This is a genomic window from Streptococcus mitis (assembly GCF_000722765.2).
Taxonomy (GTDB): Bacteria; Bacillota; Bacilli; order Lactobacillales; family Streptococcaceae; genus Streptococcus; species Streptococcus mitis_AQ.
In genome coordinates, this window is record NZ_CP028415.1 from 165,117 (window position 1) to 187,500 (window position 22,384).

Consider the following 22,384-nt stretch of genomic DNA (forward strand, 5'->3'; position numbering starts at 1 on the left):
TATGAATCAGTATCAGAAAAAGATTGTTAAAGGAACCATTTATTCACTCCTATCCGGCTTAATCTGGGGAATTTGTGGGATTCTAGGAGAGTATTTCTTTACTCATTATCAAGTGTCCTCTGGCTGGATTACCTCTATGCGTTTGACACTAGCAGGGAGTCTTGTACTCATTTGGTCTGCGATGCAATTAAAATCGCAAGTGCTAGATATTTGGCGAGATAAGAAAAATTACCTGCCCTTTTTAGCCTATGCTGTTTTGGGGATTTTTTCAGTTCAGTATTTTTTCTATCTCTGCGTAGAATACTCAAATGCAGCGACAGCAACTATTTTACAGTTTATTAGCCCTGTCTTTATCCTCTTTTACAACCGCTTGGTTTATCAAAAACGAGCGTCAAAAAGCGCTATTTTTTATGTTTTGGTTGCCATGTTGGGTGTTTGCCTGATGGCGACAAAGGGAGATCTCTCTCAATTATCCATGACACCGCTAGCACTTGTGACGGGTTTGCTGAGTGCCATGGGGGTCATGTTTAATGTTATCTTACCTCAGCCTTTCGCTAAGAGATACGGTTTTGTACCCACGGTTGGGTGGGGGATGATTTTGGCAGGTTTATTTAGCAATGTCCTCTCGCCGGTTTATCAGCTTTCCTTTACTCTTGATATTTGGAGTATCTTGATTTGTCTCATTATCGCTTTCTTTGGGACGGCTTTTGCCTTTTTCATTTCCATGAAGGCTGTGTCCTTGGTTTCTCCCTTGGTGGTTTCCGTTATTAGTGCCAGTGAACCTCTCTCTTCTGCTCTCTTGAGTGTTTTGTTTTTAGGTTTAGTGGTGGATTGGTCACTCCTTCTAGCTATGGCCTTGATTATTTTACCTATGATTTTCCTATCGATAGAAGAAGCGAAAGAAAGTAGATAAAAAGTCTTTTCTTAATTCTAAAAGTGTGCTATACTAGAATAGTCAATAAAACACGGGGAGATAGTTGTGAAGAGTGTTTTTAGGTTGTATCGGTAGGGGCTTACCTTTACCGACAGCACGTTTTATCTCACATCCCTAAAAATCATACCTAAAAACAAACAAAAAGGCTTCAAATTTGAGGCCTTTTTTGGTAGAATAGGTATCATTAAAATGAACTAGGAGGCGCTTATGACTGCTACAAAAATGAACGCACAAGAAATTATCCAATTTATCGCCAATGCTGAAAAGAAAACCAGTGTTAAAGTAACTTTTGAGGGACAACTCGCAACTGCTGTACCTGGATCTGTTGTCAAACTAGGGAATGTCCTATTTGGAGACTGGAAAGATGTGGTTCCGCTTCTCGATGGTTTGGTAGAAAATCAAGACTATGTTGTTGAGCAAGATGCTCGCAATTCTGCAGTTCCCTTGCTAGATAAACGTGAGATCAACGCTCGTATCGAGCCAGGTGCTATTATCCGTGACCAAGTTGAAATTGGTGACAATGCTGTTATCATGATGGGAGCTGTTATCAATATCGGTGCTGAGATCGGTGCAGGAACCATGATTGACATGGGGGCTATCCTTGGTGGCCGTGCTATCGTTGGGAAAAACAGCCACGTTGGTGCAGGTGCAGTTTTGGCAGGTGTGATTGAGCCAGCTAGCGCAGAACCAGTCCGTGTTGGAGACAATGTTCTTATCGGTGCTAATGCAGTGGTTATCGAAGGAGTCCAAATCGGTAGTGGTTCAGTTGTCGCAGCAGGAGCTATTGTTACCCAAGATGTCCCAGAAAACGTGGTGGTAGCAGGTGTTCCAGCTCGTATCATCAAAGAGATTGATGCCCAAACCCAACAAAAAACAGCGCTAGAGGATGCGCTTCGTACCTTATAATTGTAAAAGTAATAAAGAGGCGGAACTCTTCTTCCAGCCTCTTTCTGCTATATCGGAGGATAGATAGATGTTAGATTTGATTCAGACTAGACGAGATTTGCACCAGATTCCAGAGATTGGCTTGGAGGAGTTCAAGACTCAGGCTTATCTGCTAGATGTGATTGAGAAATTGATTGAAGGTAAGGAATTTGTTCAAGTTCGTACTTGGCGGACAGGTATTTTGGTTTATTTGCAGGGAAGTCAGCCAGAGCGGACCATTAGTTGGCGAACAGATATTGACGGTCTGCCTATCGTCGAACAAACAGGACTTCCGTTCGCTTCTCAACACCAAGGTCGTATGCACGCTTGTGGCCATGATTTCCACATGACGATTGCCTTGGGCTGTCTTGAGCGAGCCCTTGAGGAGCAACCAAAGAACAACCTGCTCTTTCTGTTTCAACCTGCTGAAGAAAATGAAGCCGGTGGCATGCTCATGTATGAGGATGGTGCTTTTGGAGACTGGTTGCCAGACCAGTTTTATGGTCTTCATGTTCGGCCAGATTTGAAGGTTGGACAGATTGCGACTAATACTCATACACTCTTTGCAGGAACTTGCGAGGTGAAGATCCGTTTCAAAGGAAAAGGTGGACACGCAGCCTTTCCACATGAAGCTAATGACGCTTTGGTGGCGGCTAGTTACTTTGTGACCCAGGTGCAGTCAGTTGTCAGTCGCAATGTCAACCCAATCGAGGGAGCAGTGGTGACCTTTGGTCTTTTCCAAGCCGGAACCACCAACAATGTCATCACAGATACAGCCTTTTTGCATGGAACTATTCGGGCCTTGACACAGGACATGAGTCTCTTGGTGCAAAAGCGGGTCAAAACAGTTGCAGAAGGAGTTGCAGCTGCCTTCGATATGGAAGTCGAAGTGGAACTCAAGCAAGGTGGTTATCTGCCTGTTGAGAACAATCCAGCTTTGGCGCGTGAACTGATGGACTTCTTTGCAGAAAAAGACGGAATCGAGCTGATTGATATCGAACCTGCTATGACAGGTGAGGACTTTGGTTATCTCCTTTCAAAGGTTGATGGCGTTATGTTTTGGCTAGGTATCGATAGTCCCTACGCCCTTCATCACCCTCAGATGAGTCCTAAGGAAGAAGCCTTAGCTATTGGAGTGGACGCGGTCTCTAGTTTCCTGAAAAAGAAGGCAGCAGAGTAGAGGACTTGTCTATGAAATCGGAATTACGTAAGCAAGTCTTGCAAGAAATGAAGGCTTTACCTTTAGAGCAAAAACAGTTTATCGACCAAGCTTTAACCGAGCGACTTTTACAACACCCCTTCTACCAAGAAGCCAAGGTCATTGCAACCTATCTCTCTTTTCCTCATGAGTTTCAAACTCAGAGATTGATTGAGCAGGCGCTGAAGGACGGCAAGAAGGTTCTGATACCTAAAACCTATCCCAAGGGGCGCATGGACTTTGTGGTCTATGATCCACAGCAGTTGGTAAAAACTTCCTTTGGATTACTGGAACCACAGGGAGATTTGGAAGTAGTGGATGCCTCTCAGATTGATTTGATTCATGTTCCTGGTCTGGCTTTTACGACGGAAGGACATCGGATTGGATACGGTGGAGGTTATTATGATCGCTATCTGAAACATTTTTCTGGTCATACTTTGAGTACGATCTATCCTTGTCAAATTCAGGACTTTATCCCTGAAAAGCATGATATTCCTGTTCAGGAGGTTCTGATTGATGAAGGAAATCTTTGACAGACGTTATCCTGTGACGAGTTTCTTTCTCTTAGTGACGGCCTTGGTATTTCTACTAATGTTGGCGACCACAGGAGGAAACTTTGACAGGGCAGATACCCTATTTCGATTTGGAGCCATGTACGGGCCTGCCATTCGCCTCTTTCCTGAGCAAATTTGGCGTCTCTTTTCGGCTATTTTTGTTCATATTGGGTGGGAGCATTTCATTGTTAATATGCTTTCGCTCTATTATCTTGGTAGGCAAGTAGAGGAGATTTTTGGGTCCAAGAAGTTTTTCTTTCTCTATTTTTTATCAGGAATGATGGGTAATCTCTTTGTTTTTGTATTTAGTCCAAAATCCTTAGCAGCAGGAGCTTCGACTTCTCTCTATGGGCTATTTGCTGCGATTATTGTTCTTCGCTATGCTACTCGGAACCCCTATATCCAGCAGCTAGGCCAATCTTATCTGACACTTTTTGTGGTTAACATTATTGGAAGTGTTCTGATTCCAGGAATCAGCCTAGCAGGTCATATCGGGGGAGCAGTTGGTGGAGCATTTCTAGCAATTATCTTTCCAGTTCGAGGAGAAAGACGGATGTATAGTGCTAGTCAGAGACTGGTAGCGTTAGTGTTGTTCGTAGGACTTGCAGTCTTGCTTCTCTACAAGGGAATGGGGTTGTGAGAGCTTATAATAATAGTTGTGTAATGAAAAAAGATAAGGCATTTTTGAACCTTATCTTTTTATGTTATTCCTTCTCAGCTAATTCTTTTCCCAGTTGGATGAGGTAATCTTTCAAGTCATCTTTGACTTGTGGGTGCTTGAGGGCGTAGTCAATAGATGTTTTCATAAAGCCGAATTTATCTCCAACGTCGTAACGAGCTCCTGTAAATTCGCGAGCGAAAACACGTTGCGTTTTATTAAGGGTATCAATCGCATCGGTAAGCTGGATTTCATTTCCAGCGCCAGGAGCTTGATTTTCGAGGATATCAAAAATTTCTGGTGTGAGCAGATAGCGGCCGATGATTGCCAAATCACTTGGAGCATCTTCTGGAGCTGGTTTTTCAACGAAAGTTTCAACGCTGTAGAGACCATTAATCCCTTCACCTTGAGGAGCTATAACTCCATATGCTGAAACGTCTTCATGAGGGACAGGCATAACAGCAATTGTTGATGCGTGAGTCGTCTCGTAATCGTTCATCAATTGTTTTGTCAAAGGGACAGCATGGTCATCTGTGATATCCATTAGGTCGTCACCAAGCATGACAACGAAGGGCTCATTTCCTACAAAAGCTTTTGCTTGTAAGACAGCATCGCCAAGACCACGAGGATGGCTTTGACGGATAAAGTGAAGGCGAATGCCAGTTGTTTCGTCTACCAATTTTAGTAAGTCATGTTTGCCTTTTTCTTTGAGGTTGTACTCAAGCTCAAAGTTTGAGTCAAAGTGGTCTTCAATAGAACGTTTTGATTTACCAGTGACAACCAGAATATCTTCAATACCTGATTTAAGAGCTTCTTCTACAATAAATTGGATAGTTGGTTTGTCCACAATTGGCAACATTTCTTTAGCAAGTGCTTTGGTTGCTGGTAAAAATCGAGTCCCGAGTCCAGCGGCAGGGATGACTGCCTTTCTAACTTTTGATGTCATAAGAATCCTTTCTCTAGAGGGTTAAGACCACTCATTTTCTGCTTTAAATTCATTGTTCATGATGTCATAAATGGCATCTTTGATATTAGTTCCGTGGTAAATAACTTGGTAAATGGCTTGTGTAATCGGCATATAGACTCCAAGTTCTTGCGCTAGTTCATAGGCTGCTCGAGTCGTTGAAATTCCTTCAATCACCATGCCCATATTGGCTTCAATATCAGCTAGAGATTCTCCACGACCAAGAGCATCTCCAGCTCTCCAGTTACGAGAGTGGATGGAGGTTCCCGTTACGATCAAATCTCCCACACCAGATAAGCCGCTATAGGTCAATGGACTGGCCCCGAGTGCTACCCCTAGGCGGGTAATTTCTGCCAAGCCTCGAGCGATGATGGCTGCCTTAGCGTTGTCACCAAATCCTAAACCATGTAAGGCTCCAGCACCGACAGCGATAATGTTTTTAAGAGCGCCAGCAGTTTCAACCCCGATAACATCCGTATTGGTATAAAGTCGGAAGTAGTGATTACTAAAGAGTTCTTGAACGTATTGAGCTGTTTGTAAGTCTTTAGAAGCAGCAGTGATTAAAGTCAGGTCACGCACAATGGTCTCTTCCGCATGACTAGGTCCTGAAACAACGACAATATCACTGCGGAGATGTTCAGGAATTTCTTCTTCAAGGATGGTTGATAATCGTTTATGGCTATCGGGTTCTAATCCCTTTGAAGCGTGCATGATGATAGCCTTATGGTCTAGGGTTTGTGCAACTTGTTGTGCAACAAGTCGTGTCACTTTTGTTGGGACAACAAACAAAATCGCATCTACATCTTTCAGTGCCTCTGATAAGTCGGTGTAGGCAATGATATTTTCATCTAGAACGACATCTTTAAAGTAGTGCTTGTTAGTATGATAGGTATTAATTTCATTGATTTGTTCGGGAAGATTTCCCCAAATACGTACCTCGTGTCCATTGTCATTTAAGACTTGTGAAAGGGCAGTTCCCCAAGAACCAGGCCCCAAGACGGCGACGGTTTGTTTTTCCATGTTTTCCTCCTTGATAGAGTTCTCTTTTTATTTTATCACATTCTAGGGGATTTTGCACTTGCATTGCTGGGGAGTGGTTGCTTTGTTACTTGAAAAATATACAAAAACCGAGCCTAAGTATTAAACTCTTAGACTCGGTTTTGATATTCCTTAAAGAATAGCTCGGTTTATTTCAATTGATCTGTAATGTCTTTTGATAGCAACATTCCCAGATGATAAGTTTTATTGATGTAAGCAATGACATCATTGATATTTTCAGTCGTTTGAATTTTCTCTTTGATGTCAGCCCTAAATGTTTCATCCTTTAAAAGTTGTTCTTGGTAGAGTCTTTGCAGTCTCTCCTTCTCGTACTTATTAAGCAGAAAAAGGAAAACCAAACTAATCACAACGAGGATATAAGCATATTGGCTCATAGAATATCTCCTTGGATAGTGAAGAAGTAGTAGTGAATAAATCGATTTAGTGAACCTAAAATAGCAGAACAAGCCAGCAAAACTTGAGAAGATTTTTGATAGATCTCTAAACCAAAATCCGTATAGGCTTTAGTGTAAGTTACTTAGATTATTTTGCAATCAAGTAATTTAAAATATTACGACATGAGCCTAACCAAATCACCATAATTACGACGTCATGTTCTCTAAATCGATTATATTTAGAGAACATGACTAGTGAAGCGGTTAGCCAAATCTCTGATAGGATTTGGCGTTAGTTACTTAGATTGCTTTACAATAAAGTGATTAAAAGATTACGACATGAACCTAAGCAAATCGATATTATTTGGTTTGATAAATTAGTAAATCGTTTAGGCAAGTGTCTCTAGTTACGACGTAAAGAAACATAAATCGATAATATTTATGTTTCTTTACTAGTGAAGCGTTTAGGCAATTCGCCATATAGCGATTGCCGTCAAGAGACTAGGAACTTTAGTTCCAATAACTTGAAGATTACGACGTTTTAGGACATAAATCGATCATATTTATGTCCTAAAACTAGTGAAGCGCCTAGCCAAAGTCCAAATAGGATTTGGCGTTAGTTACTTAGATTGCTCCGCAATCAAGTAACTTTAGCGATTTACATCTTCTCTGGCGCTTCTACTCCAAGCAAACGAAGGGCTTCTTTGAGAACGACTACTGTTGCGTAGCTAAGGGCTAGACGGCTGTCGCGCTCAGGATTTTCGTCTAGGATACGTGTATGTGCATAGTACTTGTTGAAGGCTTGAGCCAGGCTAATTGCAAATTTAGCAATGATAGAAGGTTCAAAGTTATCCGCCGCACGGTTGATAATACGTGGGAAGTCTTGGATGAGTTTAATGATTTCCCAGCTTTCAGCATCATTTAAGCTGTAATTAGCCACTGTTTCTGGTTTGAAGTCTGCTTTACGTAAGATCGATTGGATACGAGCATAGGCATATTGTACATAAGGACCAGTTTCCCCCTCAAAGGATACCATAGCCTCTAAGTCGAAGTCGTATCCATTTGTACGGTCGGTTTTGAGGTCATAGAATTTAATGGCTCCAACCCCAACAGCATGTGCTACCTGGTCTTTGTTTTCTAGTTCAGGATTTTTAGCCTCGATTTGGGCCTTGGCACGACTAACAGCCTCTGCAACAGTAGGCTCTAGCAAGATGACATTCCCTTTACGAGTAGAGAGTTTTTTCCCTTCTTTTGTAACCAAACCAAAAGGAACATGAGTAATGTCTTCACTCCAGTAGTAGCCCATTTCTTTCAAGACAGCTTTGAGCTGTTTAAAGTGGGCAGATTGTTCTTGACCAACAACGTAGATAGATTTAGCAAATTGGTATTCGTTTTTACGGTAAAGGGCTGCAGCCAAGTCACGTGTGATGTAGAGAGTTGCACCATCAGATTTCTTGATGAGGGCTGGATGCTCAATTCCGTATTTCTCAAGATTCACAACTTGGGCCCCTTCTGACTCAACAAGAAGGCCTTTTTCAGAAAGAATGTCTACAACTGCATCCATCTTATCGTTGTAGAAGGCTTCTCCATTGTAGCTGTCAAATTCAACCTTCAGTTCATTGTAAAGGCGATTAAATTCCACTAAACTTTCATCACGGAACCATTGCCAAAGTGCGAGAGCTTCCTCGTCTCCGTTTTCAAGTTTACGGAACCATTCGCGCGCTTCTTCATCTAATCTAGGGTCATTTTCAGCTTCAGCGTTGATGCGGACATAGAGTTTAAGGAGTTCATCAATTGGATGAGCTTTTACAGCTTCTTCGTCGCCCCATTTTTTATAGGCAACAATCAACATCCCAAACTGTTTACCCCAGTCTCCCAAGTGGTTGACCTTGACCGTTTGATAACCGATTTTTTGGAAAATATGTGACAAGCTATCTCCGATAACAGTTGAGCGCAGGTGACCGATAGAAAATGGTTTAGCGATATTGGGACTAGACATATCGATAACAACATTTTCTTGTTTACCAATGTTTTGGTCAGCATAGTGTTCTTTTTCAGTGATAACAGCTTGCAATACTTGAGCAGAAATGGCAGATTTATCAAGGAAAAAGTTGACGTAAGGTCCTGTTGCGACAACCTTTTCAAAGGCTTGACTGTTAATCTTTTCAGCCAGTTCAGCCGCAATCATTTGAGGCGCTTTACGTTCGACTTTGGCAAGAGAAAAAGCAGGGAAAGCGATGTCTCCCATTTCTGAGTTTTTAGGGGTTTCCAGTAAATTTAAAATAGCCTCTTGGTCCAGGCTATCAATAACGCTAGCCAACTCGCTAGCAATCAATTCTTTTGTATTCATTAAGAGCTCCTTTTTGGACTTTTCTACTATTTTATCACAATTTTAAAGAAAGAAGAAAAAATTTTTGAAATCTCCTATTTTTTTGGTATAATATAGTTATAAAATTAGTTATAAATATTCACATAAGAGGATTTTATGAGAAAAAGAGATCGTCATCAGTTAATAAAAAAAATGATTACTGAGGAGAAATTAAGTACACAAAAAGAAATTCAAGATCGGTTGGAGGCGCACAATGTTTTTGTGACGCAGACAACCCTGTCTCGTGATTTGCGCGAAATCGGCTTGACCAAGGTCAAGAAAAATGATATGGTGTATTATGTACTAGCAAATGAGACAGAAAAGATTGATTTGGTGGAATTTTTGTCTCATCATTTAGAAGGTGTTGCAAGAGCAGAGTTTACCTTGGTGCTTCATACCAAATTGGGAGAAGCCTCTGTTTTGGCAAATATTGTAGATGCAAACAAGGATGAATGGATTTTAGGAACAGTTGCTGGTGCCAATACCTTATTGGTCATTTGTCGAGACCAGCACGTTGCCAAACTCATGGAAGATCGTTTGCTAGATTTGATGAAAGATAAGTAAGGTCTTGGGAGTTACTCTCAAGACTTATTTTTGACAAGGAGAGACGGAAAATGGCGACAGAAAAGCTATCACCCGGCATGCAACAGTATGTGGATATTAAAAAGCAATATCCAGATGCGTTTTTGCTCTTTCGGATGGGTGATTTTTATGAATTATTTTATGAGGATGCGGTCAATGCTGCGCAGATTCTGGAAATTTCCTTAACGAGTCGCAACAAGAATGCCGACAATCCGATTCCTATGGCGGGTGTTCCCTATCATTCTGCCCAACAGTACATTGATGTCTTGATTGAGCAGGGTTATAAGGTGGCTATCGCAGAGCAGATGGAAGATCCTAAACAAGCAGTTGGGGTTGTGAAACGAGAAGTTGTTCAGGTTATTACGCCAGGGACAGTGGTTGATAGTAGTAAGCCAGATAGTCAGAACAACTTCTTGGTTGCAATAGATCGTGAGGGCAATCAATTTGGCCTAGCTTACATGGATCTAGTGACGGGTGACTTTTATGTGACAGGCCTTTTGGATTTCACGCTGGTTTGTGGAGAAATCCGCAATCTCAAGGCGCGCGAAGTGGTGTTGGGTTATGACTTGTCTGAGGAAGAAGAACAAATCCTTAGTCGTCAGATGAATCTGGTACTTTCCTATGAAAAAGAAGGCTTTGAAGACCTTCATTTACTGGATTCACGATTAGTAGCTGTGGAGCAAGCGGCATCTAGTAAGTTGCTCCAGTATGTCCATCGAACCCAGATGAGGGAATTGAACCACCTCAAGCCTGTTATCCGCTATGAAATCAAAGATTTCTTGCAGATGGATTATGCGACCAAGGCTAGTCTGGATTTGGTTGAAAATGCCCGTTCAGGCAAGAAGCAAGGCAGTCTTTTCTGGCTTTTGGATGAAACCAAGACGGCTATGGGGATGCGTCTTTTGCGTTCTTGGATTCATCGCCCCTTGATTGATAAGGAGCGAATCGTCCAACGTCAAGAGGTGGTGCAGGTCTTTCTTGACCACTTCTTTGAGCGCAGTGATTTGACAGACAGTCTCAAGGGTGTTTATGACATTGAGCGCTTGGCTAGTCGTGTTTCTTTTGGCAAAACCAATCCCAAGGATCTCTTGCAGTTGGCGACTACCTTGTCTAGTGTGCCAAGAATTCGTGCGATTTTAGAAGGAATGGAGCAACCTGCTCTAGCTTATCTCATCGAACAACTGGATGGAATCCCTGAGTTAGAGAGTTTGATTAGCGCAGCGATTGCTCCTGAAGCCCCTCATGTGATTACAGATGGGGGAATTATCCGAACTGGATTTGATGAGACTTTAGACAAGTACCGTCGCGTGCTCAGAGAAGGGACTAGCTGGATTGCTGAGATTGAAGCAAAGGAGCGAGAAAACTCTGGTATCAGTACGCTCAAGATTGACTACAATAAAAAGGATGGCTACTATTTCCATGTGACCAATTCTCAACTGGGGAATGTGCCAGCCCACTTTTTCCGCAAGTCGACGCTGAAAAACTCAGAACGTTTTGGAACGGAAGAATTAGCCCGTATCGAGGGCGATATGCTGGAGGCGCGTGAGAAGTCAGCTAACCTAGAGTACGAAATTTTTATGCGCATTCGTGAAGAGGTCAGCAAGTACATCCAGCGTTTACAAACTCTAGCCCAAGGTATTGCAACAGTTGATGTCTTGCAAAGTCTGGCGGTTGTGGCTGAAACCCAGCATTTGATTCGACCTGAGTTTGGTGACGATTCACAAATCGATATCCAGAAAGGGCGCCATGCTGTCATTGAAAAAGTCATGGGGGCTCAGACCTATATTCCCAATACGATTCAGATGGCAGAAGATACCAGTATTCAACTGATTACAGGGCCCAACATGAGTGGGAAGTCAACCTACATGCGTCAGTTAGCCATGACGGCGGTTATGGCTCAGTTGGGTTCTTATGTGCCAGCAGAAAGCGCCTATTTACCGATTTTTGATGCGATTTTTACCCGCATTGGAGCAGCAGATGACTTGGTTTCAGGTCAATCAACCTTTATGGTGGAGATGATGGAGGCAAACAATGCCATTTCGCATGCGACCAAGAACTCTCTCATTCTCTTTGATGAATTGGGACGGGGAACTGCAACTTATGACGGGATGGCTCTTGCTCAGTCCATCATCGAATACATCCATGAGCACATCGGAGCCAAGACCCTCTTTGCGACCCACTACCATGAGTTGACTAGTCTGGAGTCTAGCTTGGAACACTTGGTCAATGTCCACGTGGCAACTTTGGAGCAGGATGGGCAGGTTACCTTCCTTCACAAGATTGAACCAGGTCCAGCTGATAAATCCTATGGTATCCATGTTGCCAAGATTGCTGGCTTACCAGCAGACCTTTTAGCAAGGGCAGATAAGATTTTGACTCAGTTAGAGAATCAAGGTACAGGAAGTCCAGTTCCTATGAGGCAAACAAGTGCTGTCACTGAACAGATTTCACTCTTTGATACGGCAGAAGAACATCCTATCCTAGCAGAATTAGCTAAACTGGATATTTACAATATGACACCTATGCAGGCTATGAATGTCTTGGTCGAGTTAAAACAAAAATTATAAAGAATGAATTACTTGTCATTCTAGCTATATCAAGGAGACTTCTTTGACAATCCCCCACTTTTTTGCTAGAATAACATCACACAAACAGAATGAGAAGGAGCTGACACATTGTCGCTCCCTTTTGTCTATTTTTTAAGGAGAAAGTATGCTGATTCAGAAAATAAAAACCTACAAGTGGCAGGCCTTGGCTTCGCTCCTGATGACAGGCTTGATGGTTGCTAGTTCACTTTTGCAACCGCGTTATCTGCAGGAAGTCTTAGACGCCCTCCTTGCTGGGAAATATGAAGCTATTTATAGTATCGGGGCTTGGTTGATCGGTGTGGCCCTGGTCGGTCTGGTTGCTGGTGGGCTCAATGTTGTCCTTGCAGCCTATATTGCCCAAGGAGTTTCATCTGACCTTCGGGAGAATGCCTTCCGTAAAATCCAAACCTTTTCTTATGCTAATATTGAACAATTTAATGCGGGAAATCTAGTCGTTCGCATGACAAATGATATCAACCAGATTCAGAACGTGGTCATGATGGCCTTCCAAATTCTTTTCAGACTTCCCCTCTTGTTCATCGGTTCGTTTATCCTGGCGGTTCAAACCTTACCTTCTCTGTGGTGGGTGATTGTTCTCATGGTAGTCTTGATTTTTGGTTTGACTGCTGTCATGATGGGAATGATGGGGCCTCGTTTTGCCAAGTTTCAAACCCTTCTTGAACGCATCAATGCCATTGCCAAGGAAAATTTGCGTGGCGTTCGTGTGGTCAAGTCCTTTGTCCAAGAAAAAGAGCAGTTTGCTAAGTTTACGGAGGTTTCAGATGAACTTCTTGGTCAAAACCTTTACATCGGTTATGCCTTTTCAGTAGTGGAACCTTTTATGATGTTGGTCGGTTACGGAGCAGTCTTCCTATCTATTTGGCTAGTTGCAGGGATGGTTCAGTCGGATCCGTCGGTTGTTGGTTCCATTGCTTCCTTTGTCAATTACCTAAGCCAGATTATCTTTACCATTGTTATGGTTGGATTTTTGGGAAATTCTGTCAGTCGTGCCATGATTTCCATGCGTCGTATCCGAGAAATTCTTGATGCAGAGCCAGCTATGACCTTCAAGGATGTCCCAGATGAAGAGTTGGTCGGAAGTCTTAGCTTTGAAAATGTGACCTTTACCTATCCAATGGATAAAGAACCGATGCTGAAAGATGTGAGCTTTACTATAGAACCTGGTCAAATGGTTGGTGTAGTTGGAGCGACTGGTGCAGGAAAATCAACCTTGGCTCAATTGATTCCACGTCTCTTTGACCCACAGGAAGGGGCCATCAAAATCGGAGGCAAGGATATTCGAGAAGTGAGTGAAGGAACCCTGCGTAAAACTGTTTCTATCGTTCTCCAACGTGCCATTCTCTTTAGTGGAACGATTGCAGATAATCTAAGACAGGGTAAGGTAGATGCCACTTTATTTGAAATGGAGCGCGCAGCCAATATTGCCCAAGCCAGCGAATTCATTCATCGTATGGAGAAAAGCTTTGAAAGTCCAGTTGAGGAACGGGGAACCAATTTCTCTGGTGGGCAAAAACAAAGGATGTCGATTGCTCGTGGAATTGTCAGCAATCCACGTATTCTGGTTTTTGACGATTCGACCTCAGCCTTGGATGCAAAGTCAGAGCGCCTGGTTCAAGAAGCTTTGAATAAGGACTTGAAGGGAACAACAACCATTATCATCGCTCAAAAGATTAGCTCGGTTGTCCATGCAGACAAGATCTTGGTACTGGATCAAGGACGATTGATTGGTCAAGGTACGCATGCAGACTTGGTTGCCAATAATGCCGTTTACCGTGAAATCTATGAAACACAGAAAGGAAAGGAGGAGTAAAATGAAGACAGTTCAATTTTTTTGGAATTATTTTAAAGTATATAAGCTATCATTTGTAGTTGTCATCCTGATGATTGTTCTGGCGACTCTTGCTCAAGCCCTCTTTCCAGTCTTTTCTGGACAAGCGGTAACAGAGCTAGCCAATTTAGTTCAAGCTTATCAAAATGGCAACCCAGAACTTGTTTGGCAAAGTCTATCAGGAATCATGGTTAATCTTGGCCTGCTGGTTTTGGTTCTATTTATCTCTAGTGTGATATACATGTGTCTCATGACGCGCGTGATTGCAGAGTCGACCAACGAGATGCGTAAAGGCCTCTTCGGTAAGCTTGCTCGCTTGACAGTTTCTTTCTTTGACCGCCGACAAGATGGCGATATCCTGTCTCGTTTTACCAGTGATTTGGATAATATCCTCCAAGCCTTTAACGAGAGCTTGATTCAGGTCATGAGCAATATTGTTTTATACATTGGTCTGATTCTTGTCATGTTTTCGAGAAATGTGACGCTGGCGCTCATCACCATTGCCAGCACACCAGTGGCCTTCCTTATGCTGATTTTCATTGTGAAAATGGCACGCAAATACACCAACCTCCAGCAGAAAGAGGTAGGAAAGCTCAACGCCTATATGGATGAGAGTATCTCAGGCCAAAAAGCTGTAATTGTGCAAGGAATTCAAGAGGATATGATGGCAGGATTTCTTGAACAAAATGAGCGCGTGCGCAAGGCAACCTTTAAAGGAAGAATGTTCTCAGGAATTCTTTTCCCTGTCATGAATGGGATGAGTCTGGTTAATACAGCTATTGTCATCTTTGCGGGTTCGGCTGTCCTATTAAATGATAAGACTATTGAAACAAGTACAGCTTTGGGTCTGATTGTTATGTTCGCTCAATTTTCTCAGCAGTACTACCAGCCTATTATTCAAGTTGCAGCTAGTTGGGGAAGCCTTCAGTTAGCCTTTACAGGGGCTGAACGGATTCAGGAAATGTTCGATGCAGAGGAAGAAATCCGACCTGAAAAGGCTCCAATCTTCACTAAGTTGCAAGAAGGTGTTGAAATCAGTCATATTGATTTTTCATACTTGCCTGATAAACCTATTCTGAAAGATGTCAGCATTTCCGCTCCGAAAGGTCAGATGACTGCAGTTGTGGGTCCGACAGGGTCAGGAAAAACCACTATTATGAACCTCATCAATCGCTTTTATGATGTTGATGCTGGTGGTATTTATTTTGATGGCAAAGATATTCGTGACTATGATTTAGATAGTCTCAGAAGTAAGGTAGGAATTGTCTTGCAAGATTCGGTCTTGTTTAGCGGAACCATTCGAGACAATATCCGTTTCGGTGTGCCAGATGCCAGTCAAGAAATGGTTGAGGCAGCAGCCAAGGCAACCCACATTCATGACTATATTGAAAGTTTGCCTGATAAATACGATACTCTTATCGATGATGACCAGAGCATCTTCTCAACTGGGCAAAAGCAATTGATTTCTATCGCTCGAACCCTGATGACAGATCCAGAAGTTCTCATTCTCGATGAAGCGACTTCAAACGTAGATACGGTGACAGAAAGCAAGATTCAGCATGCCATGGAAGCGGTTGTAGCAGACAGAACCAGTTTCGTCATTGCCCACCGTTTGAAGACCATCCTCAATGCTGACCAGATTATTGTCCTTAAAGATGGAGAAGTCATTGAACGCGGTAACCACCATGAACTATTGAAACTAGGTGGATTCTACTCAGAACTTTATCACAATCAATTTGTCTTTGAATAAGAAAAAAGTTGTCCTCTTGGGCAGCTTTTTCTTGTCCATAAAAAATATTTATCACGGCCTTTAAAAAAACATATTAGACGAAAGTCATTTTGAGTGATATGATAGGACTATCGTTATACTCAATGAAAATCAAAGAGCAAACTAGGAAGCTAGCCGCAGGTTGCTCAAAGCACTGCTTTGAGGTTGTGGATAGAACTGACGAAGTCAGTAACCATACCTACGGTAAGGCGACGCTGACGTGGTTTGAAGAGATTTTCGAAGAGTATTAACATTCGAAAGGAGAGACATCATGACTAGAACGGTTGTAGGAGTTGCTGCAAATCTATGTCCCGTAGACGCAGAAGGCAAAAACATTCATTCATCTGTATCTTGTAGATTCGCAGAGAGCATTCGTCAAGTCGGTGGTCTCCCTTTAGTCATTCCTGTTGGTGATGAGTCAGTTGTACGCGATTATGTGGAAATGATTGACAAACTCATTTTGACAGGCGGTCAAAATGTTCATCCTCAGTTTTATGGAGAGAAAAAAACATCGAGAGTGATGATTACAACCTGGTCCGTGATGAATTTGAACTGGCACTCTTGAAGGAAGCTCTCCGTCAGAATAAACCAATTATGGCAATCTGTCGCGGTGTCCAACTTGTCAATGTTGCCTTCGGCGGAACCCTCAATCAAGAAATCGAAGGTCACTGGCAAGGACTACCTTTCGGAACATCTCACTCTATTGAGACAGTGGAGGGGAGCGTGGTGGCCAAGCTATTTGGAAAAGAAAGTCAGGTCAACTCCGTCCATCGTCAAAGTATTAAAGATTTGGCACCTAATTTCCGTGTAACTGCTATTGATCCAAGAGACCAAACCATCGAAGCGATTGAGTCTATCGATGAGCACCGCATTATCGGTTTGCAGTGGCATCCAGAGTTTCTGGTTAATGAAGAAGATGGAAATTTAGAATTATTTGAGTATTTATTGAATGAACTGTAACGACTGGTATATCTGGTCGTTCTTTCTTTTATTTTTCAAAATTTTTTGGATGCGGCATTTTTACGCAAACGTTTGAATTCTGATAATAATTGGAGAAATTCGACAAAAAAACTTGAAAAAACGAAAGTAAGCGTTATGATAGAAAAGAAGAAATATTGGAGGAATAACATGTCACATATTAAATTTGATTATTCAAAAGTTTTAGACAAATTTGTTGCACCACATGAAGTGGAATACATGCAATCACAAGTAACAGCAGCAGATGAATTGATCCGTAAAGGAACTGGTGCTGGTAGCGACTTCTTGGGATGGTTGGACCTTCCTGAAAACTACGACCGCGAAGAATTTGACCGCATCTTGAAAGCTGCTGAGCAAATCAAATCAGACAGCGATGTTTTGGTTGTAATCGGTATCGGTGGATCTTACCTTGGTGCTAAAGCAGCGATCGACTTCTTGAACCACCACTTTGCAAACTTGCAAACAAAAGAAGAGCGCAAAGCTCCACAAATCCTTTACGCTGGAAACTCAATCTCATCTACTTACCTTGCTGACTTGGTAGAGTATGTTGCAGACAAAGACTTCTCAGTAAACGTGATTTCTAAATCAGGTACAACAACTGAACCAGCGATTGCTTTCCGTGTCTTCAAAGAACTTTTGGTTAAGAAATACGGTCAAGAAGAAGCAAACAAACGTATCTACGCAACAACTGACCGCCAAAAAGGTGCTGTTAAGGTTGAAGCAGACGCTAACGGTTGGGAAACATTTGTTGTTCCAGATGATATCGGTGGACGTTTCTCAGTATTGACAGCTGTTGGTTTGCTTCCAATCGCAGCATCAGGAGCTGACATCAAATCCCTTATGGAAGGTGCGAATGCAGCTCGCAAAGACTACACTTCAGATAAAATCTCTGAAAACGAAGCTTACCAATACGCAGCAGTTCGTAACATCCTTTACCGTAAAGGCTATGCAACTGAAATCTTGGTAAACTATGAGCCATCACTTCAATACTTCTCAGAATGGTGGAAACAATTGGCTGGTGAATCAGAAGGAAAAGACCAAAAAGGTATCTACCCAACTTCAGCCAACTTCTCAACTGACTTGCACTCACTTGGTCAATTTATCCAAGAAGGAACTCGTATCATGTTTGAAACAGTTGTCCGTGTTGACAAACCTCGTAAAAACGTGATTATCCCTAGCTTGGAAGAAGACCTTGATGGACTTGGTTACCTTCAAGGAAAAGACGTTGACTTTGTAAACAAAAAAGCGACTGATGGTGTTCTTCTTGCCCACACAGATGGTGACGTACCAAACATGTACGTGACCCTTCCAGAGCAAGATGCCTTCACTCTTGGTTACACTATCTACTTCTTCGAATTGGCTATCGCCCTTTCTGGTTACTTGAATGCCATCAACCCATTTGACCAACCAGGTGTTGAAGCTTACAAACGTAACATGTTTGCCCTTCTTGGAAAACCAGGATTTGAAGAATTGAGTAAAGAACTTAACGCACGTCTATAATAGAAGAAAAGAGTGGTTTTTCCACTCTTTTTAGTCTCTTTATCCATAGAAATTGGACTCAGCCAAGACTTGTGATATAATATAGAGAGCAAAAAGGCAGACGCCTAAAGACTTTATAGGAGAAACTATGTCAAAAGATATTCGCGTACGTTACGCACCAAGTCCAACAGGACTACTACACATCGGAAATGCCCGTACAGCATTGTTCAACTACCTTTACGCACGTCATCACGGTGGAACTTTTATTATCCGTATCGAAGATACTGACCGTAAACGTCATGTCGAAGATGGTGAACGTTCACAGCTTGAAAATCTTCGTTGGTTAGGCATGGATTGGGATGAAAGCCCAGAAACACATGAAAACTACCGTCAGTCTGAGCGTTTGGACTTGTATCAAAAATACATCGATCAACTGTTAGATGAAGGAAAAGCTTACAAATCTTACGTTACAGAGGAAGAGTTGGCAGCTGAACGCGAACGCCAAGAAGCAGCTGGTGAAACACCACGCTACATCAACGAATACCTTGGTATGAGTCAAGAGGAAAAAGCAGCTTACATCGCAGAACGTGAAGCAGCAGGGATCATTCCAACTGTTCGTTTGGCTGTCAATGAGTCAGGTATCTACAAGTGGCATGATATGGTCAAAGGTGATATCGAATTTGAAGGAGGCAATATCGGCGGTGACTGGGTTATCCAAAAGAAAGACGGTTACCCAACATACAACTTTGCCGTTGTCATCGATGACCATGATATGCAAATTTCTCACGTAATCCGTGGAGACGACCACATTGCTAATACACCAAAACAGCTCATGGTTTATGAAGCACTTGGTTGGGAAGCTCCAGAGTTCGGTCACATGACCTTGATTATCAACTCTGAAACTGGGAAAAAATTGTCTAAACGCGATACCAACACTCTTCAGTTTATCGAAGACTACCGTAAAAAAGGCTATTTACCAGAAGCAGTCTTTAACTTTATTGCTCTTCTTGGTTGGAACCCAGGTGGAGAAGATGAAATCTTCTCTCGTGAAGAACTCATTAAACTTTTCGATGAAAACCGCCTGAGCAAGTCACCAGCAGCCTTTGACCAGAAGAAACTCGACTGGATGAGCAATGATTATATCAAGAATGCAGACCTAGAAACTATCTTTGAAATGGCAAAACCATTCTTAGAGGAAGCAGGCCGTTTAACTGACAAAGCTGAAAAACTAGTTGAGCTCTATAAACCACAAATGAAATCAGTTGATGAAATTATTCCATTGACAGATCTCTTCTTCTCAGATTTCCCAGAATTGACCGAAGCAGAGCGCGAAGTTATGGCGGGCGAAACAGTCCCAACAGTTCTTGAAGCCTTCAAAGCAAAACTTGAAGCGATGACAGATGATGAATTTGTAACAGAAAATATCTTCCCACAAATCAAAGCTGTTCAAAAAGAAACAGGTATCAAAGGGAAAAATCTCTTCATGCCAATTCGTATTGCTGTTTCAGGTGAAATGCATGGACCAGAATTACCAGATACGATCTTCTTGCTTGGACGTGAAAAATCAATTCAGCATATTGAAAACATGCTAAAAGAAATCTCTAAATAAGGAGAATGCAATAATGGACATCTGGGAAAAGATGTACGAAGAAGCACAGAAATTGTATAATCCACATGAAGTATCTGATTTTGTTTATGCTAATCATGTCGTTGCCGCAGTAGAAGCAGAAGATGGACAAATATTTACAGGATTCTGTATGGAGGGAACCTGTGGTGTATTCCATCTCTGTGCAGAACGGGCGGCCCTCTTCAATATGTACCAATTTTCAGGACAAACTAAGGTTAAGAAAGTATTAGCCTTTCGAGATAAACCACCTTATGGTGGAAGTTCGGGTATGCCTTGTGGCGCTTGCAGAGAATTCCTCTTAGAGTTGAACGCTGAAAATAAAGATGCAGAATTCATGATGGACTATAATATAAGAAAAACAGTTAAAGTCGCAGAACTAATCCCCTATTGGTGGGGAGAAGAACGTGCTTCTAAATTTAATAATCAATAGAAGAGTCAGTACAATTCTGGCTCTTTTTACTTAACTTGAAAAAAGATTAAAAAAGTAGTTGACAAAGTATGAAAAGTGGGTATAATAGTAAGAGTTGAAAATAACAACTCAGGTCCGTTGGTCAAGGGGTTAAGACACCGCCTTTTCACGGCGGTAACACGGGTTCGAATCCCGTACGGACTATGGTATGTTGCGGTTAGAACACTTGATGAAAAAAGTTTTAAAAAAGTTTCAAAAAAGTGTTGACAAGAAAAAGCAGCTGTGATATACTAATATAGTTGTCGCTTGAGAGAAGTAAGTGACAAAGACCTTTGAAAACTGAACAAGACGAACCAATGTGCAGGGCGCTATAACTAAGGTTATAGTACTGAACAATGAAAAAACAATAAATCTGTCAGTGACAGAAATGAGTGAGAACTCAAACTTTTAATGAGAGTTTGATCCTGGCTCAGGACGAACGCTGGCGGCGTGCCTAATACATGCAAGTAGAACGCTGAAGGAGGAGCTTGCTTCTCTGGATGAGTTGCGAACGGGTGAGTAACGCGTAGGTAACCTGCCTGGTAGCGGGGGATAACTATTGGAAACGATAGCTAATACCGCATAAGAGTAGATGTTGCATGACATTTACTTAAAAGGTGCAATTGCATCACTACCAGATGGACCTGCGTTGTATTAGCTAGTTGGTGGGGTAACGGCTCACCAAGGCAACGATACATAGCCGACCTGAGAGGGTGATCGGCCACACTGGGACTGAGACACGGCCCAGACTCCTACGGGAGGCAGCAGTAGGGAATCTTCGGCAATGGACGGAAGTCTGACCGAGCAACGCCGCGTGAGTGAAGAAGGTTTTCGGATCGTAAAGCTCTGTTGTAAGAGAAGAACGAGTGTGAGAGTGGAAAGTTCACACTGTGACGGTATCTTACCAGAAAGGGACGGCTAACTACGTGCCAGCAGCCGCGGTAATACGTAGGTCCCGAGCGTTGTCCGGATTTATTGGGCGTAAAGCGAGCGCAGGCGGTTAGATAAGTCTGAAGTTAAAGGCTGTGGCTTAACCATAGTACGCTTTGGAAACTGTTTAACTTGAGTGCAAGAGGGGAGAGTGGAATTCCATGTGTAGCGGTGAAATGCGTAGATATATGGAGGAACACCGGTGGCGAAAGCGGCTCTCTGGCTTGTAACTGACGCTGAGGCTCGAAAGCGTGGGGAGCAAACAGGATTAGATACCCTGGTAGTCCACGCCGTAAACGATGAGTGCTAGGTGTTAGACCCTTTCCGGGGTTTAGTGCCGTAGCTAACGCATTAAGCACTCCGCCTGGGGAGTACGACCGCAAGGTTGAAACTCAAAGGAATTGACGGGGGCCCGCACAAGCGGTGGAGCATGTGGTTTAATTCGAAGCAACGCGAAGAACCTTACCAGGTCTTGACATCCCTCTGACCGCTCTAGAGATAGAGCTTTCCTTCGGGACAGAGGTGACAGGTGGTGCATGGTTGTCGTCAGCTCGTGTCGTGAGATGTTGGGTTAAGTCCCGCAACGAGCGCAACCCCTATTGTTAGTTGCCATCATTCAGTTGGGCACTCTAGCGAGACTGCCGGTAATAAACCGGAGGAAGGTGGAGATGACGTCAAATCATCATGCCCCTTATGACCTGGGCTACACACGTGCTACAATGGCTGGTACAACGAGTCGCAAGCCGGTGACGGCAAGCTAATCTCTTAAAGCCAGTCTCAGTTCGGATTGTAGGCTGCAACTCGCCTACATGAAGTCGGAATCGCTAGTAATCGCGGATCAGCACGCCGCGGTGAATACGTTCCCGGGCCTTGTACACACCGCCCGTCACACCACGAGAGTTTGTAACACCCGAAGTCGGTGAGGTAACCGTAAGGAGCCAGCCGCCTAAGGTGGGATAGATGATTGGGGTGAAGTCGTAACAAGGTAGCCGTATCGGAAGGTGCGGCTGGATCACCTCCCTTCTAAGGATAAGGAACTGCGCATTTGGTCTTTGTTTTAGTCTTGAGAGGTCTTGTGGGGCCTTAGCTCAGCTGGGAGAGC

General features: G+C 42.8%; 17 protein-coding genes, 2 tRNA genes, 1 rRNA gene and 1 pseudogene (1 of these 21 running past the window's edge). 17 read left to right on the forward strand and 4 right to left on the reverse strand.

Going from position 1 to position 22,384, the window contains the following annotated elements:
• Window position 1 precedes the first annotated feature (1 nt).
• The 5 genes from SK637_RS00770 (at window position 2) to SK637_RS00790 (ending at window position 4,250) form a co-directional block, all read left to right on the forward strand.
• On the forward strand, window positions 2-913 hold the full coding sequence (locus SK637_RS00770) for a DMT family transporter (protein WP_033688015.1): 912 nt from the start codon (window positions 2-4) through the stop codon (window positions 911-913).
• 228 nt (window positions 914-1,141) lie between these two features.
• Window positions 1,142-1,840 carry a 2,3,4,5-tetrahydropyridine-2,6-dicarboxylate N-acetyltransferase gene (dapD, locus tag SK637_RS00775; RefSeq protein WP_033687990.1) on the forward strand — a complete coding sequence of 233 codons (699 nt, stop codon included), beginning with the start codon at window positions 1,142-1,144 and terminating at the stop codon, window positions 1,838-1,840.
• Window positions 1,841-1,907: 67 nt separating this feature from the next.
• Window positions 1,908-3,038 (forward strand): N-acetyldiaminopimelate deacetylase, encoded by a 1,131-nt coding sequence (locus SK637_RS00780; protein WP_033687991.1) that lies wholly within the window; start codon window positions 1,908-1,910, stop codon window positions 3,036-3,038.
• Between the two features lie 11 nt (window positions 3,039-3,049).
• Complete coding sequence (locus tag SK637_RS00785; RefSeq protein WP_033687992.1) at window positions 3,050-3,589, forward strand: 5-formyltetrahydrofolate cyclo-ligase; 540 nt, start codon at window positions 3,050-3,052, stop codon at window positions 3,587-3,589.
• On the forward strand, window positions 3,573-4,250 hold the full coding sequence (locus SK637_RS00790) for a rhomboid family intramembrane serine protease (RefSeq protein WP_033687993.1): 678 nt from the start codon (window positions 3,573-3,575) through the stop codon (window positions 4,248-4,250). The genes SK637_RS00785 and SK637_RS00790 overlap by 17 nt, the downstream gene beginning before the upstream one ends.
• 64 nt (window positions 4,251-4,314) lie before the next feature.
• Here the strand turns inward: SK637_RS00790 and galU are convergent, their stop codons facing one another.
• The 4 genes from galU to argS form a co-directional block, all read right to left on the reverse strand.
• On the reverse strand, window positions 4,315-5,214 hold the full coding sequence (galU, locus tag SK637_RS00795) for a UTP--glucose-1-phosphate uridylyltransferase GalU (RefSeq protein WP_033687994.1): 900 nt from the start codon (window positions 5,212-5,214) through the stop codon (window positions 4,315-4,317).
• Window positions 5,215-5,235: 21 nt separating this feature from the next.
• Entirely contained in the window at window positions 5,236-6,252 is a 1,017-nt protein-coding gene (locus tag SK637_RS00800; protein ID WP_033687996.1) for an NAD(P)H-dependent glycerol-3-phosphate dehydrogenase, read from the reverse strand.
• A gap of 167 nt (window positions 6,253-6,419) precedes the next feature.
• On the reverse strand, window positions 6,420-6,665 hold the full coding sequence (locus tag SK637_RS00805; RefSeq protein ID WP_000084861.1) for a hypothetical protein: 246 nt from the start codon (window positions 6,663-6,665) through the stop codon (window positions 6,420-6,422).
• Window positions 6,666-7,323: 658 nt separating this feature from the next.
• Window positions 7,324-9,015: an arginine--tRNA ligase gene (argS, locus tag SK637_RS00810; RefSeq protein WP_033687997.1), complete on the reverse strand. Its 1,692-nt coding sequence runs from the start codon at window positions 9,013-9,015 to the stop codon at window positions 7,324-7,326.
• 135 nt (window positions 9,016-9,150) lie between these two features.
• Between argS and argR the strand changes: the two genes are divergently transcribed.
• The 12 genes and pseudogenes from argR to SK637_RS00865 all read left to right on the forward strand — a co-directional run.
• Entirely contained in the window at window positions 9,151-9,597 is a 447-nt protein-coding gene (argR, locus tag SK637_RS00815) for an arginine repressor (protein WP_001231476.1), read from the forward strand.
• 50 nt (window positions 9,598-9,647) lie between these two features.
• Window positions 9,648-12,182 carry a DNA mismatch repair protein MutS gene (gene mutS, locus SK637_RS00820; protein WP_033687999.1) on the forward strand — a complete coding sequence of 845 codons (2,535 nt, stop codon included), beginning with the start codon at window positions 9,648-9,650 and terminating at the stop codon, window positions 12,180-12,182.
• Window positions 12,183-12,327: 145 nt separating this feature from the next.
• Entirely contained in the window at window positions 12,328-14,034 is a 1,707-nt protein-coding gene (patA, locus tag SK637_RS00825; RefSeq protein ID WP_033688000.1) for a multidrug efflux ABC transporter subunit PatA, read from the forward strand.
• Between the two features lies 1 nt (window position 14,035).
• Window positions 14,036-15,802 carry a multidrug efflux ABC transporter subunit PatB gene (gene patB, locus SK637_RS00830; protein WP_033688001.1) on the forward strand — a complete coding sequence of 589 codons (1,767 nt, stop codon included), beginning with the start codon at window positions 14,036-14,038 and terminating at the stop codon, window positions 15,800-15,802.
• Between the two features lie 122 nt (window positions 15,803-15,924).
• Window positions 15,925-16,071 (forward strand): hypothetical protein, encoded by a 147-nt coding sequence (locus SK637_RS10020; RefSeq protein WP_023941542.1) that lies wholly within the window; start codon window positions 15,925-15,927, stop codon window positions 16,069-16,071.
• Between the two features lie 20 nt (window positions 16,072-16,091).
• Window positions 16,092-16,780, forward strand: a pseudogene (locus SK637_RS00835) (gamma-glutamyl-gamma-aminobutyrate hydrolase family protein).
• Between the two features lie 168 nt (window positions 16,781-16,948).
• Entirely contained in the window at window positions 16,949-18,298 is a 1,350-nt protein-coding gene (locus tag SK637_RS00840) for a glucose-6-phosphate isomerase (protein WP_033688002.1), read from the forward strand.
• Window positions 18,299-18,425: 127 nt separating this feature from the next.
• The gene (gltX, locus tag SK637_RS00845) at window positions 18,426-19,886 is read left to right on the forward strand and encodes a glutamate--tRNA ligase (protein ID WP_033688003.1); all 1,461 of its coding nucleotides are present in this window, start codon (window positions 18,426-18,428) and stop codon (window positions 19,884-19,886) included.
• A gap of 13 nt (window positions 19,887-19,899) precedes the next feature.
• Window positions 19,900-20,334, forward strand: a complete 435-nt coding sequence (locus SK637_RS00850; protein ID WP_033688004.1) for a cytidine deaminase family protein — start codon at window positions 19,900-19,902, stop codon at window positions 20,332-20,334.
• A gap of 111 nt (window positions 20,335-20,445) precedes the next feature.
• A tRNA-Glu gene (locus SK637_RS00855) sits at window positions 20,446-20,517 on the forward strand.
• 242 nt (window positions 20,518-20,759) lie between these two features.
• Window positions 20,760-22,305, forward strand: a 16S ribosomal RNA gene (locus SK637_RS00860).
• 54 nt (window positions 22,306-22,359) lie between these two features.
• Window positions 22,360-22,384: transfer RNA gene (locus tag SK637_RS00865), tRNA-Ala, on the forward strand; it runs 48 nt beyond the window's last position.